This is a genomic window from Moryella indoligenes (assembly GCF_030812885.1).
Lineage (GTDB): Bacteria > Bacillota > Clostridia > Lachnospirales > Lachnospiraceae > Moryella > Moryella indoligenes.
This window is the reverse complement of the sequence record NZ_JAUSTO010000007.1, coordinates 82,309-105,435: the sequence shown is the minus strand read 5'-3', so window position 1 is coordinate 105,435 and position 23,127 is coordinate 82,309. Positions and strand designations below refer to the sequence as shown.

The following is a 23,127-nucleotide window of genomic DNA, read 5'->3' as shown; positions in this document are numbered from 1 at the left end:
AAAACGGAGATACTTTTTATGAATATGAAGCTTACCGAACAAAACAGACTGAACCGCGGAGAACAGGAGGCAATCCGGACCATCCTTATGCGAAGCCATGAGAAGGAGCCCTTCTCCATCACCTTCCCTCTGCTGGAACCGAAGACAAAATTTTTCATCGCGAGAGATCTGGAGACAGACGCACCGCGCGCTGTACTGGCACTCTCAAAGCTGGATGATACTCTGTATGAGGTCAGTGCCTTCACCGATCCCGACTGCCGCAGACAGGGACTCTTCCGTGCGCTCTGGGAGAAGGCGCAGCTCGCTCTTCCCGGCCAGAGCCTGGCGGGTGGTCCGGTTACTGTTCGTTTCGCGCTGGACAGTGCCTGCAAAGCGGCACTCCCTGTGCTGCTCTCTATCGGCGCCTCCAAAACCAGTGAGGAGACGGAGATGCGCTGCGATCTCTCGGAGAAGCCCCTCCCCGGCACCAAGTACCGATTCCGCCGCTCCGCCCCCTCCGGCGAGGGTGTGATCTGCTATGAAGCTCTTCCGGCGGAGGGTGACAAGCCTGTGTTCCGCTGCTATCTCATGCCCATGAAGGATGCGCACTGCTACCTGCACCGCATCGCTGTGCAGAAGGATATGGTAGGCAGGGGCATCGGCAGCGAGGTCTTCCCGGAGCTCCTCGGCGTGCTGAGAAAGCAGGGCTATAAGCAGGCTTCCCTTCAGGTAAGTGCAGAAAATCTCCCCGCAATACGCCTCTATGAGAAGAACGGCTTCACGGTCACCACGAGCCTTCGCTACTATGAGATAACCTTCTGAGGCGACAGCTCCTCCATCTGAAATATCCGATGACATACCGGCATGACCGCCTCCGGACAAGAACACCCCGAAGCAGGCCTTATTATACGGCTGCTCCGGGGTGCATATTTTTGCTTTATAGAAAATGCCAAGCTGTATAGAGCACGCGTTGCCTCTGCGGGTGATGCTCAGTGCTTCCAGTTATTCTCCCTGCGCGGACCGCCCTGCTGCTCGATACGCTTCCGAATCGCAAGCATCTTCTCATCTGTCTCCGCGATGATATCCGCGCAGGCCCTCAGCTCCTCGCTGATTTCATCCGAGTCGTCGATCTCCTTCTTATACTTCAGCTCGTGATCCAGACTCGCCCAGAAATCCATCGCAATGGTGCGAATCTGAACCTCCACGCGGATGTAGCGCTTCTTATCCGAAAAGAACACAGGAACCTCCACAATCATGTGATAGGAGCGGTAACCGTTGTCCTTCGGATTCTTGATATAATCCTTGATTGCGATGACGCGCACGTCGTCCTGCCGCATCAGCATTCCTGCCACATCGTAGATATCGTCCACGAAGGAGCAGATGACCCGGACTCCCGCGACATCGTCCAGATTCTCCTGCATGGAGCTAAGGGACACGGGGAAACCGCGGCGCTGCAGCTTTTCAATGATACTGAGTGGTTTCTTGACGCGGGACTTGATCATCTCAATCGGATTTCTCTGATTCCTTACCGAGAGCTCATCGTTCAGCACTTCCAGCCTTGTTTTAACCTCCCGGATGGCGCAGCCGTACATCATCATCGCTTCCTGAAACTGATGGGCCCAGCTCCCGATGCTCTCAGGAACCTGCACGACGTCCGGAATCTGGACAATGTAGCGATTTAACTCACTGTTGGGATTGCTGGAAATCTCCATGGCAATTATTTTTCTCCTGTAATGGCATCAACCGCAGCGCGAATCCACGGCGCCTCAAGGTACTCAACGCTGCCCTCATCCACGGTCTTCGCCGTCGCCGGCTCAATCGGAATCTTGGCAAGCGTCTTCAGCCCATGTGCTGCGGCGATCTCGTCAATGTGGCTCTCACCGAAGATCGAGTGACGCTTTCCGCAGTCCGGACACTCATAGTAACTCATGTTTTCAATCAGACCAATCACCGGAACCTTCATCTGGTCAGCCATATTGACCGCCTTCTCAACAATCATGGAGACCAACTCCTGCGGACTTGTCACGATGATGATTCCCTCCACCGGAAGGGACTGAAATACAGTCAGCGGAACATCTCCCGTTCCCGGAGGCATATCGACAAACAGATAGTCAAGCTCTCCCCACAGTACATCTGACCAGAACTGCTTCACTGCGTTCGCGATCACCGGCCCGCGCCAGATCACCGGATCTGTGTCGTGATCCAGAAGAAGGTTTGAACTCATGATCTTGATTCCTGTCGCGGTGATCGCCGGAACCATGAGATTATGATAGGAGTGCACGCCATCCTGGCTCACGCCAAAGGACTTCGGAATGGAAGGACCTGTCACATCCGCATCCAGAATACCGACCTGAAAGCCCTTTGCCCTCGTCTTTGCTGCGAGAAGACTCGTCATGAGAGACTTTCCCACCCCGCCCTTTCCGCTGACAACGCCGATAACATGCTTTATGCTGCTCTCACCGTTCAGATCCACCTGAAAATTTGGCTTCGGCGGCTCCCGCATTCCCTGCGGTGCACTGTTCTGCTTTGATTCTTCCATAATAAATACCTCTTATGTCAATCATTTTATAGTTAAAGAATACACCATTCCCAGGCCTTCCGCAAGCGCGTCGATCCCCTTGAACTTTTCTGTGGAAGTATGACACGATTCTGCTTTGTGTGATATAATATAATTACAGTAACAAAAGTACCGAATCCACACAGGCTTTCAATACTTTTCCCGGAAAAAGGAGCGTTCTATGCATCAGGCAGTGAAGATCATCGACGACATCTGGTACCTTGGTTCCAGCGACCGAAGACTCGCCAAATTCGAAAATTGTTTCCCGGTTCCATCCGGAATGTCCTACAACTCCTATCTCGTTCTGGATGAGAAGACACTGCTCATCGACACAGCAGATCTATCTATCTCCTCCGTCTTCATCGAAAATATCGAGCATCTTCTGAATGGGCGTCCCCTCGACTACCTCATTATAAATCACATGGAGCCGGATCACAGCGCCACGCTCTCCGAGGTAGTACTGCGCCATCCGGAGGTCACGGTTGTCGCGACAGCCAAGGCCCACGCCATGATCCGCCAGTTCTTTGATCTCAATCTGCAGGGCCGGGTCATACAGGTGAAGGAAGGCGACACTCTCTCCACCGGAAAGCACAGCTTCCGCTTTATTATGGCTCCCATGGTACACTGGCCTGAGGTCATGGTCAGCTACGATGAGCTGAATCATATTCTTTTCTCCGCAGATGCCTTCGGAAGCTTCGGGGCACTGAACGGCAATATCTTCTCGGATCAGATGCAGCTCGAGAGCTTCGAGCTCTCCGAGATGCGGCGCTACTACGCAAATGTTGTCGGAAAATACGGAGCACAGGTGCAGGCTCTCCTGAACAAGGCCGCGGGTCTTGATATTGAGATGATATGCCCCTTGCACGGTCCCATCTGGCGCGTACCGAAGAAAATTCAGTGGCTCATCGAAAAATACGCGAAGTGGGCCACCTATCAGCCCGAGGGGCACGAGCCTGTCATCTTCTACTCCTCTGTCTACGGAGGCACGGAGAATGCCGCCGAGGTGCTGGCAAATGCACTCGGTGAGCAAAAAGTAAGGAATATCCGGATGTACGATGTCTCGGTCACGGATCACTCCTATCTGGTCGCCGAGGCCTTCCGCGCGAGCCACCTCGTCTTCGCCGCCACGACCTACAACAATGACCTCTTTCCTGAAATGGAGCACTTGATCTCTGATCTGAAGGCACACAACCTTCAGAGCCGCACTGTCGCTATCATCGAGAACGGCTCCTGGGCTCCAGTCTCCGGAAAAAAGATGAGCGAGCTCTTTGCTTCCATGAAAAACATACGCCTGCTGGAGGAGTCTATCTCCATCAAATCCCGCGTGAAGGAAGATCAGCGGGAGAAGCTCGTGGCGCTCGCCGAGCTGATCGCAAAATCCATTGACGAAGCAGATATGCACTGAGGGGCAAAATATTCAGATATTTTTTGATCCCTGCTTTCGTAATACGCAACTACTGTAAAAATCAGATACCGCTTTAACAGAGAATATATGTGCTTTCTGGCACGGCTTTGTGTTTACAGACCTATCAATCCCTCAAGACCTTTAAAGAGGGGGCTGGACTATAATGAGGGACTGTCCCAAAGTTTGTGTAAACCTTCATACTGGCGTAAGATGAACTTACTTAGTATGGAGGTTTTTCTATGGCACGAAGGAAATTAGACACACCACAGAAGGCTGCTCTCCGTGAAATGATGAGCAGCTGCATCAAGGAGAACGCCGCGGACATCAAGAACGGCACAGACATCAATTCCGTCATGCGCGACATGATGTCCATTCTCCTCGAGGGAACGCTGGATGCCGAGATGGACGAAGAACTCGGCTACTCCAAGTATGATTACCAAAACAAGGATACAGACAACTGTCGGAACGGGCATTCCACAAAGACCATGCACACCAGCTATGGCGACATGGACATTGAGGTACCGAGAGACCGGAAAGGTGAATTCGAGCCGCAGGTCGTCAAAAGGTATCAGAACACCGTTACGCAGGACATGGAGGAAAAAATTCTCTCCATGTACGCCAAAGGGATGACAACCTCGGATATCGAGAGCCATATGCGTGAGCTCTATGATATCGAGATCTCTGACAGTACGATCAGCCGGGTAACAGACAAGATCCTGCCCATCGTCAAAGAATGGCAGGAGCGCCCTCTGGAAGGAATCTACGCTGTTGTCTTCCTGGATGCCATTCATTATCATGTCCGCAGCGAAGGACGCATCGTAAAGCGTGCCGTTTACATAGTGATCGGCATCGACATGTCCGGAAAAAAGGACGTTCTTGGTATGTATGTCGGAGAAAACGAGAGCGCAAAGTTCTGGCTTTCCATCATGAACAGCCTGAAAAACCGTGGTGTCCAGGATATCCTGATTGCCTGCGTAGATGGGCTTACTGGTTTTCCGCAGGCTATTAAAGCAGTCTTCCCACAGACCAAAATCCAGCAGTGCATCATTCATCAGATTCGGAATTCAACGAAATATGTGTCTTACAAGGATCTAAAAAAGCGGATGGCAGATCTGAAAGCTGTGTACTCCGCTCCGGATGAAACAACAGCCCTGGCCAATCTGGAGGAATTCGGCGAGAAATGGAACGTCAAATATCCCAAAATCTACAAATCCTGGAAGGAGAAATGGCCAGTTCTGTCCACGTATTTCAAGTATCCGGAAGCCGTCCGCCGTCTGATCTATACGACTAACACCATCGAAGGGTTCAACCGCCAGCTTCGGAAAGTAACGAAATCCAAGACTGTATTCCCATCGGATGACAGCCTTCTGAAAATGCTGTACCTGGCAATGATCGATATCACTAAAAAATGGACCGGCCACCGTCAGGATTGGGGGCAGATCCATTCACAGCTGGAAATCTATTTTGAAGAACGGCTGGAAGGCCATATTTACTGATATTTCAGGGCCGGAGGAATCGGTCTTTGGATTTCTTCGGCCCTTGAAATATCCAGCAGGGGAACCGGGGGTACAACCCCCGCTCAGATCCCCCTATTGACATACAAAAATCCTGCAAATACAATGCAGGTAGGAATGAAGGCAGGAAAACCACCGAATTCCAACACATCTATTTACTCATCAAGCGTCAGTTTTTTGAGTTTACACAGACTTTGAAACAGTCTCAATTTACAGAAAAAATTACATACACTCAATTATTTTAATTTTTCCTCAACGGCATCTACAGCACCTTCAACAGCTTCTTTTGCATCGTCTGCAAGTTCTTTGCCTTTAGCAATTGTTTTTTCAACAAATCCTTTTGCTTCTAGCTCTTTATCACCTGTCAACTTACCAGTACCTTCTTTTAGGACACCAGATGCTTGCTCAATTTTTGATTTTAGTTTTTCTTCTGACATGATTAGAATCCTCCTTCTTTTTATTCTAACATGGGTACCATTTCTTTGCAAGAGAAATCCGCTATTATCCAACTTTTATCACTACACGTTACATAGAATGACTTCAAAATCGCCGTAACTTGTTTTGACAAAGCAGTGCTTTAACAATGAGGTCTTCTTGTGTTAATCTCGTACTTGAAAGAGTGATGCCTCTTTCCCTATTTCTCTCCAATTTTCTTTTTTGAACTTTCTTTCTTCGCTCCTTTGGATACAAGTATTGCTCCTTTTGGAACTTTTATTAAGTTTTCTTCGCTCCCTATCAAGGCTTAGTCAATTTTCACAAAAGCAAAAAGCACAGTTACGATTTCTCATAACTGCACCTGTTGCTGTAAAACCTATTCCTATTTACAAATCGAGGAATGGATAACTTCTGAAGTCAACTGAAAAGAGTTAGTCGTGTACTGAGAAGAATAACATTTTAAGACAATTTCTTTATGTAATGAATCTCATTCCGTACGCGAAGTGGTTTCTATCTGTCTCTCTGCTCTCCTCTGCTCCGCCTCGCGCTTTGAGTAGACACAGCCGCAGTAGTCCTGACGGTAAAGGCCGTATTCTCTGGAGAGCTCTGTGGAGCGTCTGTAACCGTTTTTCTTCTTGAAATCTGATGGAAGGAAGGCAACGCCCAGCTCCTTTCCGACGCGCTCTCCAATCTCGTTCAGGCGCGCAGCGCTCTTCAGCGGACTGATTGTAAGCGTTGTCGTAAAATAATCGAAACCTCCCTTTACTGCGGCTTCTGCCGTGCTCCGAAGACGCTGCTCAAAACACAGTCCGCAGCGCTCTCCTCCCTCCGGATCCCTCTCATGTCCCCGCACCAGCTCATGAAAAGCTTCAGGGATGTATCCCCCCTCAAGAAATTGTACCGGTCGCTGAAGGGGCATCTCCCGCAGGAGACGCTGCTCCTCTGCGACGCGACGGCGATACTCCTCCGGCTCATCAATATTCGGATTAAAGTAGTAGACTGTAATATCAAAATGCGGGTTCAGGTATTCCAGACACCACGAGGAGCAGGGCGCGCAACACACATGCAGAAGAAGCTTCGGGACAGCTCCCGAAGCCTCATTCTGACAGATCAGCTGTTCCAGCTCTCTCTGATAATTTTTCTGATTCATCGCTCTCTGCCTCAGCGGGTTCACAGGAAATCACGGATGCGCTTTGAGCGCACCGGATTTCTCAGCTTCCTCAGCGCCTTCGCCTCGATCTGACGAATGCGCTCACGCGTCACCTTAAACTCTCTCCCGACCTCCTCAAGAGTACGGGGATGCCCGTCCTCAAGACCAAAACGCAGCACAATCACCTGACGCTCTCTCTCTTTCAGATCTCCGAGCAGTGTGTCAATATGCTCACGTAGCATAACCGACTCCACATTGTCCTCCGGCGTCAGGACGTTATTGTCCGCAACAAAATCTCCGAGATTGGAATCGTCTTCCTCGCCGATCGGCGTCTCAAGAGAGGCTGGTTCCCTGGCGATCTGCATGATCTCCATCACCTTCTCCTCTGTCATCTCGAGTGCGGAAGCGAGCTCCGCCACGCTGGGTTCATAGCCCAGCTCCAGTGTAAGCTTCCGCTGCATCTTGCTCATCTTATTAATGGTCTCCACCATGTGTACCGGCACACGTATGGTTCTCGCCTGATCCGCGAGCGCTCTCGTGACTGACTGACGTATCCACCAGGTCGCATAGGTACTGAGCTTAAAGCCCTTCTCGTAGTCAAATTTTTCAACGCCCTTGATCAGACCCAGATTGCCCTCCTGCACAAGATCCAGAAAACTCATGCCGCGCCCCGTATAGCGCTTCGCGATACTCACCACAAGACGAAGATTCGCCTCGATGAGCTTCTCCTTGGCGCGCTGGTCGCCCTCCTGCTTCCGTCTGGCGAGCTCCAGCTCTTCCTCTGCAGTGAGCAGCGGCACCGTTCCGATCTCCTTTAGATACATGCGAACCGGATCCTCAGTTCCCACTCCCTCTAAGAGCTCGACTGCGCTCAGGTTGATATCCTCGTCCGGAATCTTCTCCCCGGAGGACTCCTCATCCAGATTGTCCTCCATCTCAAGATCATCCTCTGCCAGGATCGCATCCTCCTTGGCATTTGCAAGATCCTCCGGTGGTTCCTCCGTCTGCTCGTTCAACACCTCTATACTGTTGGCTTCAAGATAGGCATAGATCTGCTCTATCTCCTCCGGACTCAGATTGTAATCTGCAAAATAATCATTGATCTCATCGACATCCAGCTTTGCGTCCTTGCTCTTTGCCTGTGCCACAAGTTGCTGAAGACCAGAGAGAAGCTCCTCCGCCTGGATGAGCCTCTTCTCCCCGCTGCTCTTTTTCTCGCTCTTTTCCGCTGCCTTTTTGCTGCTTTTCTTCTGCTCTGCCGCAGGCTTCTTGCCCGCCGCTGTCTGTTCAGCCGATGCGCTCTGCTCCATTTTTACTGAAACTCCGCTTTTCGCCGTCTTTAACTCCGCTCTGTTCGTAGTAAACACTCCCATCTGCTATATTCATACGGTGCTAATCTCACATAGGTTATTTAATCGACAAAATATTTAAAACTGTCGCTAATTTATTTTCACTGATATGCGATATTAGTATATAACAGTTTAGAGAAGATAGCAAGATGAGAGCTCTCTAAGTCAAAGAAGGGCGAGACAACATCAGCAAGCGTGGTCGTAAGAGGCTGAGGCACTTGTTATTCGAGCTTGCAATGTCCCTTGTGGCTAAGAATGCAGAGTTTGCCCAGTTGTATCATTGGAGAACAGGATGTTGTCCCCGGACATATAGGTGAACATGCTGTCCGGCCGGTGCAGCATGGGGGCTTCCACAAAAGTGAGCGTGGTCTCGCCAAGCGGCAGCGTATCACCGGTCTTCACGTTCACAAAGTGCCAGTCCTGATGATAATGCCCGCGAATGACTGCTTCGCTTTTCTTCGTGCAGTAGATCGGCGTATCCGGGATCTCCCGCATCAGCTCCGGCAGGGCACCGCTGTGATATTTTCTTTCCCAGTGAATCCTCCCCCTATCCGATTAGCAGCTTCAAATCTTCATCGACAGTGGAAATGCCGCCGATGCCGAAGTTCTCCACCAGCACCTTTGCCACATTCGGGGAAAGGAATGCTGGAAGTGTCGGTCCCAGGTGGATGTTCTTTACGCCAAGGTAGAGGAGTGCCAGCAGCACGATAACAGCCTTCTGCTCATACCAGGCAATGTTGAAAGCCAGCGGCAGATCGTTGATATCCTCCAGTCCGAATACCTCTTTCAGCTCCAGCGCAATCAATGCCAGAGAGTAGGAGTCGTTGCACTGCCCGGCATCCAGGACGCGCGGAATGCCGCCGATATCTCCCAGATCCAGCTTGATGTACTTGTACTTTGCGCAGCCAGCAGTCAGGATCACCACATCCTTCGGGAGCTTTTCAGCAAACTCCGTATAATACTCCCTGCCCTTCTGACGGCCATCGCATCCTGCCATAACCACGAACTTACGGATGGCACCAGATTTGACGGCATCTACAACCTTGTCCGCTAAAGCAAATACCTGCTCATGCGCAAAGCCGCCGACAATGCTGCCCTGTTCCAGCTCCTCCGGAGCCTCGCAGGTCTTTGCAAGCTCGATGATTACGGAGAAGTCTTTATGGCCGTTCTCATCCGCATCGATATGAGGACATCCGGGAACGCCGGTTGCGCCCGTAGTAAAGAGTTTTCCTTCATATCCCTTGAGGCGCGGCACCACGCAGTTGGTGGTCATGAGGATCGGTCCATGGAAGGAAGCGAACTCCTCTGTCTGCTTCCACCAGGCATTGCCGTAGTTTCCGGCAAAACAGGTATACTTCTTGAATGCCGGATAGTAGTGGGAGGCCAGCATCTCGCTGTGGGTATAGACATCTACGCCTGTTCCCTCGCACTGCTCTAACAGCATCTCCAGATCCTTCAGGTCATGGCCAGAAATCAGAATGCCGGGGTTCTTACGGACACCAAGTTCAACGGAGGTGATCTCCGGATTTCCATACGCGGAGGTATTGGCCTCATCCAGCAGAGCCATGCCTGCCACACCGTTCTTGCCGGTCTCCAGCGTCAGGGCGATCAGATCGTCCACGCTTAAAGAGTCATCCAGCAGCTTTGCCAGAGTGCTCTGGGTGAAGGCATCCACTTCCGGATTCACCTTATCCAGAACATTGGCGTGCTTGGTGTAGGCAGCAAGGCCTTTCAGGCCATAGGTGATCAGTTCCCGGAGAGAACGGACATCTTCATTTTCCGTAGCGAGGACTCCGACCGTCTCCGCTTTCGCAAGCATCTCTGCGCGGTCACCCGGCTGATACTGTGCCGCATCCGGCAGCTCTTCCTTGCCCTGCAGTTTATCGAGCAGCTCGTCACGGCAGCTGACAGTCTCTCGAATGCATTTTTCCAGAGCATCCCCGTCAAAGTTCGCATTGGTGATCGTAGCGAACAGATTGAGGGTCACGAGATAGTCCACCTCATGGTCAACCTCTGTGCCTTCCGCACGAAGCCTTGTGGTGACTACGGAAAGCCCCTTGGTAACATAGATCAGCAGATCCTGCAGCGCAGCGATATCCGGCTTCTTTCCACAGACACCGGACACAGTACATCCCTTACATCCTGCTGTTTCCTGACATTGATAACAAAACATACTTCTACCTCCTGTTTGTATAGCTTATTCCCTGATTCTGCAGTTTACGTCTGGTTCCGCAGATACTTCTTTTCCATTGCATCCAGAACAGCGTGGTACTTTTCCGAACACCTGCTCCCTTCTGTTTTGCTTCAAACTCGAGCGTCTTCCGGTCGATCTCATTGATGACTTCCTTCATGATTCGATACTGCTCATCAGTTCCTTATCCATCACGCCTGTCCTCCCGTCATCCTGATTTCAAACTGATCCGGTACTGCCTGCAGATAAACCAGTCTTGTCTCTGACAGAAGACCGCGAACGAATTCACCTGTCAGGATGTCATAGTTTTCCGGATTTCCGTCGACAGCCGTCCAGTACTGCGCATGAAGGTTCTGCGCCCTCTCCCACACGACTTTATCATCTTCCCTCGTCTCCACTTGGTTTACATGATAAAAATGCGCTCATATAAAGTCCCCCTTATGCGATGGCTTCATTGACACGATCTGTAACCATCTTGGGGTCAAGTCCATGAACCATGCAGGCATCTGCCAGTGATTCTGCCTGAGATGCCGGGCAGCCGATGCAGTGCATTCCCACACTGAATAATGTCTCCACAACCTCAGGGTGCGTGTTCACAATATCTCCCACCAGCATATCTTCTGTGATTTTCTTCTCGCTCATCTTTCTTTCCTCCGTTTTATTTCAGCACCAGAAGCAGTGCCATCTTGAATCTCTCGTTTGCCTTAACGCTGTGCAAGCCGCCTTTAGCGAATTTGAACTGCTCACCGGCCTTTAACGGATACTCGTTCCCTTCATATCCAATTACCGCTTCTCCATCCAGGGCAAATACGATTGCCTCGCCCGGAGCCGCATGCTCGGAAAGTCCGGTTCCTTCGTCAAATGCCATCACAACAAACTTCATAGTTTCATTGGAAGCAATGTCCATGTTGACAATCTTGCCTTCCTGATAAGGCACAAGCTCCTTCAATTGGAAAACCTGTCCTGCCTTGATGCTTTCATTCATATCTGATTCCTTTCCCAGCGCAATCTCCAGATATACGCTGTCTGTATCTGCCTTTACCCCGATATCTGTTCCGGCAGCCTTCAGGATACAGTCCCCGGCTTGGATATTGATTGTTTTCCCTTCCGCAGTTTTATACTCCAACACAGAGTTCCCAATCAGGTTGTAGTGCAGAACCGGTACCGGATAGCTTTCCGCGCTGATATCCGTATGCTCTGCCAGCGAAAAACAGGTAACCCCATCCATCAGCACACCGGAAACAGTGCAGCCCAGAATCGGCTTACTCTCTTTTACAATTTCGAATACCTGTCCGCTTTCCATGCCTTATTCTCCGATCAGCTTCTTAATGCCGGAGATGATCTCATCTGCATCCAGTCCGCTCTTTTCACTCATCATCGCGATATCTGCCTTTCCGAGCATAATCTTCCCCATAGGGGTAGACAGCATCTTAAACTTCGGACTGATTTCCGGCAGTTTTTCTTTCAGTTGCGGAGCCAACCGGGATCTGCATCGCCTGCTTTTTGAGTCCGGGGAAGAAGTTCCCTGCAACGCCGCGCACATCTACTGTCTTAAAATCTGCTGTCTTATCTTTCCATTCTGTATAGCTCATGATTTACCTCCCGCGAAGCTGAATTCTCTTGTCTTTCTGACATCAGTATAGTATGATCTGCGTGTGATTTATGTGGTTTTAGCCACGCTTTGAAAATAGGAGGATTTTTTTGGACAGCAGCGTTATAAAGAACAGTCTGATCTTTAAAGGGCTTACAGAGAATGAGATCGAACATTGTCTGAACTATCTTCAGGCACAGGAAAAAAGGTATAAAAAAGGATCGGCCATTCTCCACGCGGGAGATATGACCGATCGGATGGGGCTGGTGTTATCAGGAAGCGTTACGATCGAAAGTAATGACCTCTGGGGAAACTGCACCATCTTAAGCCATGTAGGACAGGGACAGTTTTTCGCCGAGACTTATGCCCTTCTGAGCGGAGAAGTCCTGCTAGTCGATGTCATGGCGAATGAAGATTGCCGCATTCTGTTTTTGACCGTCAATCACATCTATGGTGCCATTAGCGATGAACCATGGCTTCTGAAAATCACAAGGAATCTGCTGCGCATCTCCACCCGGAAAAACCTGATGCTGACCGGACGAAGCTTTCATACGTCGCCCAAGAGCATTCGGGACCGCATCCTCTCCTACCTGAACTCTGTTTCGCTTCAGAAGCACAGTGCTGCGTTTGACATTCCATTCGACCGTCAGCAGATGGCGGACTATCTGGAAGTGGAGAGAACCGGTCTGTCCAAAGAGATTGGACGCATGCAGCGCGAAGGACTGATTGAATGCAGGAAGAATCATTTTCGGTTAATAAGCTGATAGAAGAATGCTTTCTAAAAATAGCACCATAAATACCATTGCTTTTCCTTTACCTGCAGCTCCCTCTCTTCCTGTCGCTTTTTCAAAATCATGTCCGCATTCTGCTTTGCACGGAGGAAATCTTTTTTCTGATCCCTGAGCGGTCGGTACTGCTCGTATTCCGCTTTTCGTTTCTCAATCAGCAAGACAAGAGCTCTGTATAGTCGAAGAGCTTGTGGAACTTCAGCTTGTTTCCGCTGTACCAGCTGGTATCTCTCCAGTAGAGCTCTATGCTGTCGCGTCCGTTATAGACCAGACGGTAGCTGTCTCCCGTGAGCTGGCTGACCGCCTGAATTCAGGAATTATTCGCTCCCGTCAGCTTACATTATAAGTGAGAAGACTTCTTTTTTCAGATATTTTCCAACTCTGGCAATGCCAGCAGCATGGCAAAGCAATATGATTGATATTCCGACGAAAAGGCTTTATACGTAGCCGTAAATCCCTCGGACGCTGACTTCTCCGCTCCGCACCTCCGCTTCACTTCCGTCCTCAAGCCGCACTCTGAGCTCCCCGCTCTCTGTGATGCCGAGCGCCGTTCCGCGGTAGTCCCCGCGCGGATCCAGAACCAGAACCTCCCGGTTTCGATTCACCAGCATGCTTTCATACAGCTCCCTCAGCCCGCGCATATCCTCGCTCTCCGCAAAGAGCGCATAGCACTCCGCAAAGCGGCGCATCACTGCGGCAACGATTGCGACGCGGCTCACAGTCCTGCCGGTCTCCAGCTTCAGCGAGCTGGCCACCGCACGGATCTCCTCCGGAAAGCTGTCTGTGTTCACATTGATGCCGATACCCGGAATCACATAGCCGATCTCGTCCATATCGGTATTCATTTCTGTCAGTATGCCGCAGATCTTACGGCCTCCGATCACAACATCATTCGGCCACTTGATCTCTGTCTGAAGACCGGTCACGTCCTGTATGCCGCCGGCAACTGCCAGCGCACAGACCAGCGTAATCATCGAGGCGTGCTCCGGGCGTATCTCCGGGCGAAGGAGCAGGGACATCCATATGCCGCTACCGGGCGGTGAGCTCCAGCTGCGTCCCCGCCTGCCTCTCCCGGCAGTCTGTTCATCCGCCACAATGAGCAGCGGTCCCTCAGCCCCCTGCTCCGCTCTCCGCTTCACCTCAAGATTGGTGGAGTCGATGCTCGGAAAGAAACAGCTCTCCCTCAGGAAAGAGATATCCTTCAGCGCCGCGCGAAGCTCTGTCTCATTCATCACGTCCTCTGTTTCCATGAGCAGATAGCCGCGATTCTGCTTCGCCTCTATGTGATAGCCCTCCTCCTTCAGCCTTGCGACTGCCTTCCACACTGCAGTGCGCGTCACCTGAAAGCGCTCACAGAGCTCCTGTCCGGAGCAATAGCTGCCGCGCTCCTTCAGCACACGCAAAATATCGTCCTTCAGCAATCCTCTGCCTCCTTTACAGCATAACCATGGCACTGATCACAGCAATCAGCAGCAATAAAACACCGGCAGCAAGCGCTGCAAGTCCGGCAAGTCTCCGGCTGTCAGGCCCCGGCATGCGCACCCGCGCAGCGCCGTTCACCAAAGCGAGCAGCGCTGCAAGAAAGAATATCATTGGGAAAAATGCCAGATGCTCCTCCGGTGAGAGGAAGGCGATCACCGAGAGAATCACCACTGCGATCCCGATCACAATATGTATAATATCCAGCAGATAATTCAGCCGGCGTGGAATTTTCTTTTTATATTCCATTGCTCTGTCCTCTCACAGTGAAGCCTCTCTCCTCTGCCGCGCCAGCTCATAGAGCAGAATCGAGGCCGCGACCGCTGCGTTCAGCGACTCCACGCTGCCCAGCATGGGAATCTTAACCAGGTGATCTGCGAGCGCTGCGGTCTCCTCCTTAAGTCCCGCTGCCTCATTGCCGATGAGAAAAGCATTGGGGCCGCAGTAAGAGACATGATCGTAGCTCTTCTCCCCCTTAAGATGTGCCGCCGTGAGCTGCACTCCCCTGCGCTTCAGCTCCAAAAGGGCGCCTCGCAGATCCTCCGTATATACTACAGGGACGCGGAAGATGCTCCCCATCGTCGAGCGTATCACCTTCGGATTATAGAGATCCACCGTGTGACTGTCCGCAAGTATCCCTGTGAGTCCCGCGCCCTCCCCGGCCCTCAGCATGGTTCCGAAATTTCCGGGATCCTGGATCGTCTCGAGCACCAGAAGATTTGCATTTTTCTGTTCAATCAGCTCCTCCAGAGAGCAGCGTTGCTGCTTTACCAGAAGAAGCACCCCCTGCGGCGTCCTTGTATCACTCAGCGCCGGAAACACGGCATCTGCCACAAGCTGAAAGGGCAGGCGCGAGAGCTTTTCCCGCACAGCGCCGCTGCTCCTCTCATAGAACTGCTCGCTGACAAAGAGCTCCTCAATGCGCTCCCCGGGGGTCTCCAGAAACATGCGGACGCCCTCCACAGTAAAAAGTCCACTCTCCCGGCGGAAAGACGCCTTTTTATTCAAGGCCTGCACTCTGCGTATCTTTGCGTTGGACGTTGAACTGATCATAAGTGCGCCTGCTCCTCCCTCTGAAGCTCCTCAAGCTCCCAAAGCCATATCCTGCTCACTGCATCAGAGGGCATTCTGAGATCTCCGCGCGGCGAAACCGCCACTGTTCCGACCTTCGGCCCATCCGGCAGACAGGAGCGCTTGAATTGCTGCGCAAAAAATCTGCGGTAGAAGGTTTTGAGCCATTTCATAATCGTATCCGCATCATACTGCTCCGCAAAGGCCTGACGCGCAAGTCTGTATATCTTCGCCGGCCGAAATCCAAAGCGCAGCACATAGTACAGATAGAAGTCGTGCAGTTCATAAGGCCCCACAAGGTCCTCCGTCCTCTGGCTGATTTTTCCTCCCTCAGGCGGCAGAAGCTCCGGACTCACCGGCGTATCCAGCACATCGAGGAGTATATCTCTCAGCGCGGCCTCGCCGCAGCTCTCCGCGTAATAGTGCACCAGATGCCGCACCAGCGTCTTCGGAACAGAAGCATTCACCGCATACATGGACATGTGGTCTCCGTTATAGGTCGCCCAGCCGAGCGCAAGCTCAGACAGATCTCCTGTTCCAATAACCAGACCATTCTCGCGGTTTGCAATATCCATCAGCACCTGCGTGCGTTCTCTCGCCTGTGCATTCTCATAGGTGACATCGTGCTTTTCCGGATCCTGTCCGATATCCTCAAAGTGCTGAAGCACCGCAGCGTTAATGCGCACCTCCTCCAGCGTGGCGCCGAGCCGCCTTGTCAGCTCACAGGCGTTTCGGTAGGTTCTGTCCGTCGTGCCGAAGCAGGGCATGGTCACCGCGCGGATGCCACTCCGCGGAAGTCCAAGCAGATCGAAGCAGCGGGCGCAGACCAAAAGCGCGAGCGTGGAATCCAGTCCGCCCGAGATTCCGAGTATCACTGTCCTTCCGCTGACATGCTCCATACGCTTCTTTAAACCAAGCGCCTGAATTGAGAGGATCTCCTCACAGCGGCGCGCCTTCTCTGCCTCGTCCGACGGAACAAAGGGCGCAGGATCTATGAAGCGCAGCAGCTTATCCTGTTCCTCGCATGCCGGATCCGAAAGGGAAAAATCCACATAGATATGGCGTGAATTCTCCTCACAGTGGAAGGTAGTCAGCTTCCGCCTCTCTGCCTTCAGGCGCTCCGTATCGATATCTGCCAATATAGTCTCCGGGCGGAAGCGTCTGCTCTCCGCGAGCAGAGATCCATTTTCCGCTATGAGATTGTGTCCGCCGAAGACAAGGTCCTGCGTCGACTCTCCCTCCCCGGCGTTCGCATAGATATAGGCACAGGCGAGGCGCGCGGACTGCCCTCTGATCAGCATCTCCCTGTAGCTGCCCTTGCCGACGAGCTCGTCGGAGGCCGAGCAGTTGACGATCACAGTAGCGCCCGACAGCGCGTGCTCTGTGGACGGCGGATTCGGAACCCAGAGATCCTCACAGAGCTCCGCAGCGACAACCAGTGACGGCAGCTCCCTGCAGCGAAACAGAATATTCGCTCCGAGCGGCACGCGCTCTCCGAAGAACTCCGTGAATAAGAGCTCCCCCGGGGATGCCGTAAAGTGGCGCAGCTCGTAGAACTCACTGTAATTTGGAAGAAAGCTCTTGGTGACGAGTCCCAGGAGACTCCCGTTCTGCACTGCCGCCGCACAGTTATAGAGCTTTCCGCCCTCCTCCCACGGTACACCGACAAAGCAGAGCGCAGTCTGTCCCGCACTGGCATCTACGATCTTCTTCAGAGCCAGCTTTGCCGCGTCCAGAAGCGACTGCTGCAGGAACAGATCCCCACAGGTATAGCCGGTGATACAGAGCTCCGGAAGCACACAGAGCTCCGCACCGGAGTTCTGTGCCGCCTTGATCTCCTGAATAATAACCTCCGCATTATAAAGCGGATCGGCGACACGAATTTTCGCAGTGATTGCCGCTGTCCGAACAAAACCGTCCCTCATATTTTTCTCCCGTTTCAGCTTATTCCAGCTTATCTCAGACGCCGAAGCTCTCACAGATTGAAGGTGGCGTTTTGCCTCCTCACCCTGCTTTTGCTTGTGCGTCTGCTCTCCCTCATGCCTTCCGCACAGCGTCTACGCTCTCCTTCAGTCCGGCAAGCAATCCCGCCATACCCTGTATTTCCGAAGGAATAATAATCTTTGTCGATTCTCCCTCCGCCATTTTGGAGAGCGTCTCGAGGCTTCTCAGGCGGATCACTGCATCATCTGCTCCCGCTTCCCTTAAAAGACGGATTCCCTCTGCTTCTGCTTCCTTCAACGCACGAATGGCTCTCGCCTGTCCCTCTGCCTCCTGAATGCGCCTCTCCTTCTCCGCCTCCGCGTGTAGAATCGCCGTCTGCTTCTCTGCCTCTGCATTGAGAATTGCAGCCTCTTTATTTCCCTGCGCAGTCAGAACCGCAGATTCCTTCTTTCCCTGCGCCAGCGTAATGACCTCACGCTTCTCGCGCTCCGCCTTCATCTGCTTCTCCATAGCCTCGCGAATGGCATCCGGAGGAAGAATATTTTTCAATTCAACACGGTTCACCTTAATGCCCCATGGGTCTGTTGCGACATCCAGCTGCGAACGCATCTCTGTATTGATGGTCTCCCTTGAGGTGAGAGTCGTGTCCAGATCCATAGAGCCGATGATATTTCTCAGCGTCGTTGCGGTGAGATTTTCAATCGCAGCGATAGGATTTTCCACACCATAGGCGTAGAGCTTTGGTTCAGTAATCACAAAAAACACAACGGAATCAATGCGCATAGTAACATTATCCTTCGTAATCACCGGCTGCGGCGGAAAGTCCGCCACCTGCTCTTTTAGATTTACGCGCTTTGCCGGACGGTCAAGCACTGGAACGAGCAGATGAATCCCTGCATCCCAGGTCGCATGATACCTTCCTAAGCGCTCAATCACAACCGCCTGTGCCTGCGGCACAATACGTATACAGCTGATGAGCACTACAACCAAAACCAGTAATAAAAGAAAAAACTGCATATTATCCTTCATCCTTTCATACTTCCTGTTTTCGGAAAAGAACGGACAATCCCTCTCTCCGACCGTATATTGGAGTATTAATTATAGCATAGTTTAAGCTTGTCAAACAGACGGATTCCTGCTATTCTTAATCCCGGGTAATTTAGTAGGAATTAAATTTCAGACTGCGGAGGGGCTACTCTCCTCCCGGATTGGAGAAAGGAAATAATGAAAATTTCAACACGCGGCCGCTATGCGCTGCGGATGATGCTTGAATTTGCCAGAGAACCGGAGAGCGTCACCAGACTCGGAGATGTGGCAAAGAGCCAGCAGCTCTCCGAAAAATATCTGGAGCAGATCGTCTCCGTGCTCACAAAGGCCGGATTTGTGAAGAGCATCCGCGGCGCGCAGGGCGGCTATCTGCTGACCCGAAAGCCAGAGGAATACTCCGTTGGCGATATACTCCGCCTCACGGAGGGGAGCATGGCGCCTGTGATATGTCTGGAACGGGGCAGTACCCCCTGCGACCTTTTTGAGAGCTGCGTATCCCGCAGCGTCTTTCAGAAGATTGAGGACGCGGTCAATGCCGTGATCGACAATATCTCCCTCGCCGACCTGCTGAGAGAGGAAGAGGCAATCGGACCTGCGCCGCAGGACGCCACCTTGAAGCGCAGCTGTCAGAGTCGCTGAGCCCCGGAGCCACACCGCAGAGCGCAGCTTAACAGGATCAGCAAAAGACAAAAGAACCGTTCATCAGCTGTCAGAACTCATTTTGACAACGAATGAACGGTTTCTTATTTTCTATCAGCCCGCGCTCTTCTCTTCCATCTCCCTGCTCTTTAAGAACTTCTCAACACTGACCAGCTTCACACAGAGCGCAAAGAGCTCTGTCGCGATCTTTAAGTCGTTCAGCGGCGGGAAGGAAGGTGCGATGCGAATATTGGAATCGTGCGGATCCCTGCCACCCGGCCAGGTCGCTCCCGCAGGTGTCATCACCACTCCGGCCTTCGCACAGCGGGAAACCACCTGCTTTGCACAGCCGTCCAGCGTATCAAAGGAAATGAAGTAGCCCCCCTTTGGATTTGTCCACTTCCCGATATCCAGTCCGCTGAGCTCTCTCTCCAGTATTTCCTCCACCATCTCAAACTTTGGCCGGAGTATCTCTGCGTGCTTTCTCATATGCTCCACCATGCCGTGAATATCACCGAAAAAGCGCACATGACGCAGCTGATTCAGCTTATCATAACCTATGGTCTGGATTTTCAGCTGCGCCTTGATATCCTCCAGATTATTGGAGGAGGAGGCAAGCGCCGCGATTCCGGAGCCCGGGAAGCTGACCTTTGAGGTTGAGGCAAATTTATAGACCAGATCCGGCTGTCCCGCTCTCTTGCACTCTGCGAGAATCTCAATGACATTGTCCTGATCTTTATCATAGAGATGATGCATCGTGTAGGCATTATCCCAGTAGATGCGGAAATCATTGGCCGCGGGCTTCATGCGCGCAAGCCTGCGCACCGTCTCGTCAGAATAGGAGTTGCCCGTGGGGTTGGAATATTTCGGAACGCACCAGATGCCCTTGATCGCATCATCCTCTGCAACAAGCTTCTCGACGATATCCATATCCGGACCGGTCTCCAGCATGGGGACCGGAACATTCTCTATGCCAAAATACTCCGTGATTGCGAAGTGACGGTCATAGCCCGGAACGATGCAGAGGAATTTTACCTTGTCCAGCTTGCACCATGGTGTGTGTCCCATAACTCCGTGTGTGTAGCAGCGGGATATGGTGTCGTACATCACATTCAGACTGGAGTTTCCGTAGAGGATGATGTGATCATAGGGAACCTCCATAAAATCTCCCATGAGTTCCAGTGCCTCCGGGATTCCGGTGAGGACACCGTAGTTCCGGCAGTCGGTCCCGTCCTCACTTCTGAGCTCAGACTCGTGATTCAGAACATCCATCATACCCATGGACAGATCAAGCTGCTCCATGCAGGGCTTGCCGCGGCTCATATTCAGATTCAGATCCATCGCCTGCATCTCTCTGTACTGTGCCTTCAGCTCTTTTCTGAGGTCCTGAAGCTCTTCCCGTGTCATTTCGGCATAGGGTCTCATACCCAACTCCTTTCTTTTCGCTCGCTATCACGCTTTAAACAATTAACTTCCTGCTGTCCGAAAAATTTTACCATCATCAGGCGCGTTGTGCAAGTGCGGCTCACAAACTGCCGTCCCTCTTTTTCTTCTCTCGCCGCGTCAGGAAGCAGCGCAGCAGACGAAGCGCGGGCGCAGAGCTGCTCTGTATACCTCTCCCGCAGCGCTCCGCAAGATCCATGCGAAAGTGCTCCTCCCGCTCGCCCAGCTGTTCCTTCGGAAGCATGTAGCCGCCGTAGCGGTCACGGAACAGATAGAAGTAGCGGTAATCCTCTCCCACCGCCTGTACCTCTGCATACTTCAAAAACACCTGCGGCGCGGAAGGATCGTTCAGATCGAGGATCTCAACAGCCTGCTCATGGAAAAGAAAGCGCGTCCTGGGATAGGGCGCGCCGCTCTCCTCGAGCTGTCGGGAGAGCTTTCTCGCCGTGTGATTGGCGCTGCTGTACCGCCCCGAGAGCATATAGCCCCCGTAGACAAGCAGCAGCATTCCCCACCACACGGACATATTCATGACTCCGATGAGACCGGCGCCGATGCCGACAAGGAAGCGCGCAACACGGTTCACTCTGCAGAAGAGGTCATACTGCATATGTGCGAGCGCCTCAAAGCTTCCGGCACTGTGCTCCATCGTAAACTCATATTTGGTCATAGCTTCTTACATTGCCGCCGGTCCGTAGATGAGATCCGGAACGATCGTCACCAGAATCGGGCAGAAGGTGATCAGAATCAGCACAAGGAAGAGCGCTACAATGAAGGGCCATACCTCCTTGATAAAATTGCTGATCTTACAGCCTGTGATACCGCAGGTCGTGAACATCATGGAGCCAAAGGGAGGCGTGAGCCCTCCGATCATAATATTGCAGATGGTCACGAGTCCAAAGTGATACACATTGACGCCGAGTTTCAATGCCACCGGAAGCAGCAGCGGGGTAATGATCATCATGGCCGCCCCGCCCTCAAGGAACATGCCCATGATCAGCAGCACCACGTTACAGAGCATCAGGAATACATATTTGTTCGAGGTAAGCCCCAGCACGGAGGTGGCAACAATCTTCGGCAGATTGATCCAGGTCATGTACTGACCAAAGACATTGGCAGAGACCATGATGAGAACCACGCTGGAGGTACCTGCAATCGTATCCAGAATGATGGGAATGAGGTGCTCCCGGAAGCTCAGCCGCTTGTAGACCAGCTTACCGATGATGAAGCAGTACAGCACAGCCACTGCTCCGCCCTCGGACGGCGTGAAGAGACCAAAGCGCATTCCGAGGATGATTCCGAAGGGGAAGAACAGACCCCAGAAGGAAATAAATGCCTGCTTCAAAACCTCCGTGAGCGGCGGGAACTTATCTCTCGTCGTCGGATAGTTTCTCTTCTTTGCGATGATCGCGACTGTGATCATCATAGCAACGGACATCAGGATGCCCGGCACGTAGCCCGCTGCAAAGGTGCGTCCCAGTGACGCCTGTGCAATCAGAGTGAAGATGATGAGATTCACTCCCGGCGGGATCACAGGAGTCGCAGCGGAGGAAGCCGCTGTGATCGCTGCGGAAAAGGCCTTCGAGTAACCCCTTCTCTCCATCTCCGGAACCAGCATCTTGGACTGCATAGCGCAGTCCGCATTGGCAGAGCCGGAGCAGCCGCCCATCAGCATGGAGAGCAGCACATTCACCTGTGCGAGACCGCCCCGCATATGTCCCGTCACACACTCGCAGAAATCCATCATCTTGTCACTGATACCGCCGAAATTCATGACGGAACCGGACATGACGAAGAAAGGAATCGCCAGCATGGAGAAGGATTGCGTGGAGTTCATCACCTTCTGGAGTATGGTCCAGGAAGGTGTGGACTGATCTATAAACAGGAAGAAGAAAAAGGTGGAACCAAAAAGTGCATATACAATAGGCATTCCGAAGAAGTACAGCAAGAAAACCAATATGATCGGAAGCAGCTGCATAAAGCTGAGTGTCATCCGTTTGTACCTCCTTCTCCGGCATTTTCCATTTTATTTCCTGCTCCGCCCTGATGCAGTCTGTCCTTTACAAAGAAATAGAGCGCATAGATCAGGGAGAGACCAAAGCCCAGCGGTACCGCAATCCCGGTCCACCACTTCGGCAGCCGGAGCATATCTGTGACGGCAAGCTTGTACACGCCGCGCACATAGACCAGGTGATACACATACTGTGCACTGATACCTGTCAGCATGACAAGCACCAGAATCTGCAGTATATCCATGATAAACTGCACCGTCGACTTCATGTGATGCGGAAAAATATTTACCAGAATATCGACGCCGAGATGGGCGTGCTTTCTGTGCGCATAGGCACTTCCGATAAATACCGTCCAGACAAAGAGACTCGTCACGATCTCATCGCACCACTGCAAGGGGTGATTCAGAAAGTAACGCATAATAACATTGATATTGACCAGAATGACGCAGAGAGTCAGCGTCGCTCCGGTAATAATCGCATCCAGATTTTTTAATATTTTATTGATCGTAATTTTTTCTTTCATTTGCTCATCC

The 23,127-nt window shown here is 52.1% G+C and carries 26 protein-coding genes; 5 read left to right on the top strand and 21 right to left on the bottom strand.

Going from position 1 to position 23,127, the window contains the following annotated elements; translation table 11 throughout:
• The first annotated feature begins 18 nt into the window (after window positions 1-18).
• Window positions 19-801, top strand: coding sequence for a GNAT family N-acetyltransferase (locus tag J2S20_RS06915; protein ID WP_106612189.1), 783 nt, complete (start codon window positions 19-21; stop codon window positions 799-801).
• Window positions 802-968: 167 nt separating this feature from the next.
• Here J2S20_RS06915 and J2S20_RS06910 read toward each other — a convergent pair whose 3' ends face one another.
• Together J2S20_RS06910 and J2S20_RS06905 are read right to left on the bottom strand one after the other, a co-directional pair.
• Entirely contained in the window at window positions 969-1,691 is a 723-nt protein-coding gene (locus J2S20_RS06910; RefSeq protein ID WP_106612190.1) for a GTP pyrophosphokinase, read from the bottom strand.
• Window positions 1,692-1,696: 5 nt separating this feature from the next.
• Window positions 1,697-2,518, bottom strand: a complete 822-nt coding sequence (locus J2S20_RS06905) for an Mrp/NBP35 family ATP-binding protein (RefSeq protein WP_106612191.1) — start codon at window positions 2,516-2,518, stop codon at window positions 1,697-1,699.
• A gap of 199 nt (window positions 2,519-2,717) precedes the next feature.
• Here J2S20_RS06905 and J2S20_RS06900 point away from each other — a divergent pair, with 199 nt between their 5' ends.
• Together J2S20_RS06900 and J2S20_RS06895 are read left to right on the top strand one after the other, a co-directional pair.
• On the top strand, window positions 2,718-3,941 hold the full coding sequence (locus tag J2S20_RS06900; protein WP_106612192.1) for an FprA family A-type flavoprotein: 1,224 nt from the start codon (window positions 2,718-2,720) through the stop codon (window positions 3,939-3,941).
• A gap of 239 nt (window positions 3,942-4,180) precedes the next feature.
• Complete coding sequence (locus J2S20_RS06895) at window positions 4,181-5,437, top strand: IS256 family transposase (protein WP_416389000.1); 1,257 nt, start codon at window positions 4,181-4,183, stop codon at window positions 5,435-5,437.
• Between the two features lie 254 nt (window positions 5,438-5,691).
• On the opposite strand, the gene J2S20_RS06890 is transcribed toward J2S20_RS06895, so the two are convergent.
• From J2S20_RS06890 to J2S20_RS06845, 10 genes are all read right to left on the bottom strand, one after another.
• Entirely contained in the window at window positions 5,692-5,892 is a 201-nt protein-coding gene (locus J2S20_RS06890) for a CsbD family protein (protein WP_019595467.1), read from the bottom strand.
• 485 nt (window positions 5,893-6,377) lie between these two features.
• A complete protein-coding gene (locus J2S20_RS06885; protein WP_307254485.1) occupies window positions 6,378-7,040 on the bottom strand; it encodes an epoxyqueuosine reductase QueH in 663 nt (220 codons plus the stop codon).
• Between the two features lie 20 nt (window positions 7,041-7,060).
• Window positions 7,061-8,350, bottom strand: a complete 1,290-nt coding sequence (rpoD, locus tag J2S20_RS06880) for an RNA polymerase sigma factor RpoD (RefSeq protein WP_330692783.1) — start codon at window positions 8,348-8,350, stop codon at window positions 7,061-7,063.
• A gap of 288 nt (window positions 8,351-8,638) precedes the next feature.
• Complete coding sequence (locus J2S20_RS06875; protein WP_334307393.1) at window positions 8,639-8,884, bottom strand: oxygen-binding di-iron domain-containing protein; 246 nt, start codon at window positions 8,882-8,884, stop codon at window positions 8,639-8,641.
• Window positions 8,885-8,936: 52 nt separating this feature from the next.
• On the bottom strand, window positions 8,937-10,562 hold the full coding sequence (hcp, locus tag J2S20_RS06870; protein WP_307254483.1) for a hydroxylamine reductase: 1,626 nt from the start codon (window positions 10,560-10,562) through the stop codon (window positions 8,937-8,939).
• A 4-nt stretch (window positions 10,563-10,566) separates the two neighbouring features.
• Window positions 10,567-10,740 carry a hypothetical protein gene (locus tag J2S20_RS06865; protein ID WP_307254481.1) on the bottom strand — a complete coding sequence of 58 codons (174 nt, stop codon included), beginning with the start codon at window positions 10,738-10,740 and terminating at the stop codon, window positions 10,567-10,569.
• Window positions 10,741-10,771: 31 nt separating this feature from the next.
• Entirely contained in the window at window positions 10,772-10,978 is a 207-nt protein-coding gene (locus tag J2S20_RS06860; protein ID WP_307254479.1) for a hypothetical protein, read from the bottom strand.
• 40 nt (window positions 10,979-11,018) lie between these two features.
• The gene (locus J2S20_RS06855) at window positions 11,019-11,222 is read right to left on the bottom strand and encodes a DUF1858 domain-containing protein (protein WP_307254477.1); all 204 of its coding nucleotides are present in this window, start codon (window positions 11,220-11,222) and stop codon (window positions 11,019-11,021) included.
• A gap of 16 nt (window positions 11,223-11,238) precedes the next feature.
• A complete protein-coding gene (locus J2S20_RS06850) occupies window positions 11,239-11,883 on the bottom strand; it encodes a cupin domain-containing protein (RefSeq protein ID WP_307254475.1) in 645 nt (214 codons plus the stop codon).
• Between the two features lie 127 nt (window positions 11,884-12,010).
• Window positions 12,011-12,172: a hypothetical protein gene (locus J2S20_RS06845; protein ID WP_307254474.1), complete on the bottom strand. Its 162-nt coding sequence runs from the start codon at window positions 12,170-12,172 to the stop codon at window positions 12,011-12,013.
• Window positions 12,173-12,281: 109 nt separating this feature from the next.
• On the opposite strand from J2S20_RS06845, the gene J2S20_RS06840 reads away from it, so the two are divergent.
• Window positions 12,282-12,935: a Crp/Fnr family transcriptional regulator gene (locus tag J2S20_RS06840; RefSeq protein WP_307254472.1), complete on the top strand. Its 654-nt coding sequence runs from the start codon at window positions 12,282-12,284 to the stop codon at window positions 12,933-12,935.
• 461 nt (window positions 12,936-13,396) lie between these two features.
• On the opposite strand, the gene J2S20_RS06835 is transcribed toward J2S20_RS06840, so the two are convergent.
• The 5 genes from J2S20_RS06835 to J2S20_RS06815 all read right to left on the bottom strand — a co-directional run bounded on the left by J2S20_RS06835 (window position 13,397) and on the right by J2S20_RS06815 (window position 18,482).
• The gene (locus J2S20_RS06835; RefSeq protein WP_307254568.1) at window positions 13,397-14,377 is read right to left on the bottom strand and encodes a biotin--[acetyl-CoA-carboxylase] ligase; all 981 of its coding nucleotides are present in this window, start codon (window positions 14,375-14,377) and stop codon (window positions 13,397-13,399) included.
• A gap of 16 nt (window positions 14,378-14,393) precedes the next feature.
• Window positions 14,394-14,687: a DUF6637 family protein gene (locus J2S20_RS06830; protein WP_307254470.1), complete on the bottom strand. Its 294-nt coding sequence runs from the start codon at window positions 14,685-14,687 to the stop codon at window positions 14,394-14,396.
• Between the two features lie 12 nt (window positions 14,688-14,699).
• Window positions 14,700-15,491, bottom strand: coding sequence for a TrmH family RNA methyltransferase (locus J2S20_RS06825; protein WP_307254468.1), 792 nt, complete (start codon window positions 15,489-15,491; stop codon window positions 14,700-14,702).
• The gene (locus J2S20_RS06820) at window positions 15,488-17,434 is read right to left on the bottom strand and encodes an NAD(+) synthase (protein ID WP_307254466.1); all 1,947 of its coding nucleotides are present in this window, start codon (window positions 17,432-17,434) and stop codon (window positions 15,488-15,490) included. Before J2S20_RS06820 ends, J2S20_RS06825 begins: the two co-directional genes overlap by 4 nt.
• A 112-nt stretch (window positions 17,435-17,546) precedes the next feature.
• Window positions 17,547-18,482: an SPFH domain-containing protein gene (locus tag J2S20_RS06815; RefSeq protein ID WP_330692781.1), complete on the bottom strand. Its 936-nt coding sequence runs from the start codon at window positions 18,480-18,482 to the stop codon at window positions 17,547-17,549.
• Window positions 18,483-18,677: 195 nt separating this feature from the next.
• Between J2S20_RS06815 and J2S20_RS06810 the strand changes: the two genes are divergently transcribed.
• A complete protein-coding gene (locus J2S20_RS06810; protein ID WP_106612205.1) occupies window positions 18,678-19,139 on the top strand; it encodes an RrF2 family transcriptional regulator in 462 nt (153 codons plus the stop codon).
• A 114-nt stretch (window positions 19,140-19,253) separates the two neighbouring features.
• On the opposite strand, the gene J2S20_RS06805 is transcribed toward J2S20_RS06810, so the two are convergent.
• The 4 genes from J2S20_RS06805 to J2S20_RS06790 form a co-directional block, all read right to left on the bottom strand.
• Complete coding sequence (locus tag J2S20_RS06805) at window positions 19,254-20,564, bottom strand: aspartate aminotransferase type Ic (RefSeq protein ID WP_307254462.1); 1,311 nt, start codon at window positions 20,562-20,564, stop codon at window positions 19,254-19,256.
• A 100-nt stretch (window positions 20,565-20,664) separates the two neighbouring features.
• Window positions 20,665-21,252, bottom strand: a complete 588-nt coding sequence (locus J2S20_RS06800; RefSeq protein ID WP_307254460.1) for a YcxB family protein — start codon at window positions 21,250-21,252, stop codon at window positions 20,665-20,667.
• 6 nt (window positions 21,253-21,258) lie between these two features.
• Window positions 21,259-22,575 (bottom strand): TRAP transporter large permease, encoded by a 1,317-nt coding sequence (locus tag J2S20_RS06795; protein ID WP_307254459.1) that lies wholly within the window; start codon window positions 22,573-22,575, stop codon window positions 21,259-21,261.
• Window positions 22,572-23,117, bottom strand: coding sequence for a TRAP transporter small permease (locus tag J2S20_RS06790; protein ID WP_307254458.1), 546 nt, complete (start codon window positions 23,115-23,117; stop codon window positions 22,572-22,574). The genes J2S20_RS06795 and J2S20_RS06790 overlap by 4 nt, the downstream gene beginning before the upstream one ends.
• Between the last annotated feature and the right edge of the window lie 10 nt (window positions 23,118-23,127).

Bases quoted from the DNA above. Each gene is read 5' to 3' on its own strand.
- J2S20_RS06850 (WP_307254475.1), bottom strand. From the start codon at position 11,883: ATGGAAAGCGGACAGGTATTCGAAATTGTAAAAGAGAGTAAGCCGATT.
- J2S20_RS06810 (WP_106612205.1), top strand. From the start codon at position 18,678: ATGAAAATTTCAACACGCGGCCGCTATGCGCTGCGGATGATGCTTGAA.
- J2S20_RS06790 (WP_307254458.1), bottom strand. From the start codon at position 23,117: ATGAAAGAAAAAATTACGATCAATAAAATATTAAAAAATCTGGATGCG.
- J2S20_RS06805 (WP_307254462.1), bottom strand. From the start codon at position 20,564: ATGAGACCCTATGCCGAAATGACACGGGAAGAGCTTCAGGACCTCAGA.
- J2S20_RS06800 (WP_307254460.1), bottom strand. From the start codon at position 21,252: ATGACCAAATATGAGTTTACGATGGAGCACAGTGCCGGAAGCTTTGAG.
- J2S20_RS06865 (WP_307254481.1), bottom strand. From the start codon at position 10,740: ATGAAGGAAGTCATCAATGAGATCGACCGGAAGACGCTCGAGTTTGAA.
- J2S20_RS06915 (WP_106612189.1), top strand. From the start codon at position 19: ATGAATATGAAGCTTACCGAACAAAACAGACTGAACCGCGGAGAACAG.
- J2S20_RS06890 (WP_019595467.1), bottom strand. From the start codon at position 5,892: ATGTCAGAAGAAAAACTAAAATCAAAAATTGAGCAAGCATCTGGTGTC.
- J2S20_RS06795 (WP_307254459.1), bottom strand. From the start codon at position 22,575: ATGACACTCAGCTTTATGCAGCTGCTTCCGATCATATTGGTTTTCTTG.
- J2S20_RS06825 (WP_307254468.1), bottom strand. From the start codon at position 15,491: ATGATCAGTTCAACGTCCAACGCAAAGATACGCAGAGTGCAGGCCTTG.
- rpoD (WP_330692783.1), bottom strand. From the start codon at position 8,350: ATGGAGCAGAGCGCATCGGCTGAACAGACAGCGGCGGGCAAGAAGCCT.
- J2S20_RS06830 (WP_307254470.1), bottom strand. From the start codon at position 14,687: ATGGAATATAAAAAGAAAATTCCACGCCGGCTGAATTATCTGCTGGAT.
- J2S20_RS06885 (WP_307254485.1), bottom strand. From the start codon at position 7,040: ATGAATCAGAAAAATTATCAGAGAGAGCTGGAACAGCTGATCTGTCAG.
- J2S20_RS06910 (WP_106612190.1), bottom strand. From the start codon at position 1,691: ATGGAGATTTCCAGCAATCCCAACAGTGAGTTAAATCGCTACATTGTC.
- hcp (WP_307254483.1), bottom strand. From the start codon at position 10,562: ATGTTTTGTTATCAATGTCAGGAAACAGCAGGATGTAAGGGATGTACT.
- J2S20_RS06820 (WP_307254466.1), bottom strand. From the start codon at position 17,434: ATGAGGGACGGTTTTGTTCGGACAGCGGCAATCACTGCGAAAATTCGT.
- J2S20_RS06875 (WP_334307393.1), bottom strand. From the start codon at position 8,884: ATGCGGGAGATCCCGGATACGCCGATCTACTGCACGAAGAAAAGCGAA.
- J2S20_RS06900 (WP_106612192.1), top strand. From the start codon at position 2,718: ATGCATCAGGCAGTGAAGATCATCGACGACATCTGGTACCTTGGTTCC.
- J2S20_RS06815 (WP_330692781.1), bottom strand. From the start codon at position 18,482: ATGAAGGATAATATGCAGTTTTTTCTTTTATTACTGGTTTTGGTTGTA.
- J2S20_RS06845 (WP_307254474.1), bottom strand. From the start codon at position 12,172: ATGAGCTATACAGAATGGAAAGATAAGACAGCAGATTTTAAGACAGTA.
- J2S20_RS06855 (WP_307254477.1), bottom strand. From the start codon at position 11,222: ATGAGCGAGAAGAAAATCACAGAAGATATGCTGGTGGGAGATATTGTG.
- J2S20_RS06905 (WP_106612191.1), bottom strand. From the start codon at position 2,518: ATGGAAGAATCAAAGCAGAACAGTGCACCGCAGGGAATGCGGGAGCCG.
- J2S20_RS06895 (WP_416389000.1), top strand. From the start codon at position 4,181: ATGGCACGAAGGAAATTAGACACACCACAGAAGGCTGCTCTCCGTGAA.